Source organism: Nonomuraea cypriaca, from assembly GCF_015645445.1.
Classification (GTDB): domain Bacteria; phylum Actinomycetota; class Actinomycetes; order Streptosporangiales; family Streptosporangiaceae; genus Nonomuraea; species Nonomuraea cypriaca.
The window spans coordinates 1-1,249 of the sequence record NZ_JADOGI010000523.1 but is presented as its reverse complement, the minus strand read 5'-3'; the positions used below and the strand labels follow the sequence as shown (position 1 = coordinate 1,249).

General features: G+C 73.4%; 1 protein-coding gene. It reads left to right on the top strand.

The window, feature by feature from the left end:
* Window positions 1-41: 41 nt before the first annotated feature.
* Window positions 42-1,249: serine/threonine-protein kinase (locus tag ITP53_RS55370; RefSeq protein ID WP_195903493.1), on the top strand; the 1,208-nt coding region annotated here is incomplete at its 3' end.

Sequence of the window (1,249 nt, the reverse complement as noted above, 5' to 3'; positions counted from 1 at the left end):
ACGTAAGATCCACCTCAACCGTCTCAGGAGCACTCTCTCTCATGGCGTACGTCGAAGCACTGCGGGAGGGCGATCCGGCGGCGGTAGGGAGTTATCAGCTGCTCGGCCGGCTGGGCTCGGGCGGGCAGGGGACCGTGTACCTCGGGCAGGCGCCCGGCGGCGGGCGGGTGGCGGTCAAGGTGCTGCGGGACGGGGCGGCGCTCGACGGCCGGCTCGCCAAGGAGATCGCGGCGGCGCGGCGGGTGGAGCCGTTCTGCATCGCGCAGGTGCTCGACGCGTCGCTGGACACGCGGCCGCCGTACATCGTGACCGAGTACGTCGAAGGACCCTCGCTCCTGCAGGCAGGCCGCCATACCGGGGCTGACCTGCAGCGACTGGCCGTCGCCACGGCCACCGCGCTGGCCGCCATCCACGCGGCGGGCATCGTGCACCGGGACTTCAAGCCCGCGAACGTCCTGCTCGGCCCCGGCGGGCCCCGGGTCATCGACTTCGGCATCGCCCGCGCCATGGACGACGCCGTCACACATACGAGCAGCATCGTGGGCACGCCCGCGTACATGGCGCCCGAGCAGCTCGCCGGGCAGCCGGTGGGGCCGTCCACAGACGTGTTCGCCTGGGCGTCGGTGATGGTGTGGGCGGCCACGGAGACGCCTCCGTTCGGACACGACACGCTGCCCGCGATCATCAACCGGATCCTGAACAACGAACCGCGACTCGGCGACCTGCCCCATCCGTTGCGGTCCATCGTGTACGACTGCCTGGCCAAGGACCCCCGCGCGCGGCCGACCATGCAGGACGTGATCCTCCGGCTGCTGAGCGGCACGAACCCCGTTGCCCCTGCCCCGCAACCTCAGCAGAACCTCCAGGTCCCGCCCCCATGGCATGGGACGGGACCGATGCCCGGAATGGGCCAGCACCACGGCGCCGGGCCGATGCCGGGAATGGGCCCGGGGCCCGGCGGTCCTGGATGGGGACAAGGCCCCGGGTCCGGCCCGATGCCCGGAATGGGGCAGGGGCCCGGCGGCCCCGGAATGGGACAGGGACCGGGCGGTCCCGGATTTGGGCCGGGGCGCGGTGCCGGGCCGATGCCAGGGGGCGGTGCCGGGCCGATGCCAGGGGGCGGTGCCGGGCCAGGGCCGAGGGTGGGGCACAGGGCTTCTGGGCGGGTCGGTAAGCGGGTCGGGGTGCCCGTCGCCGTTGGCGTGTCCGGGGTTGTGGTGGCGGCGCTCGTCGGCGGTGTCGTGTGGCT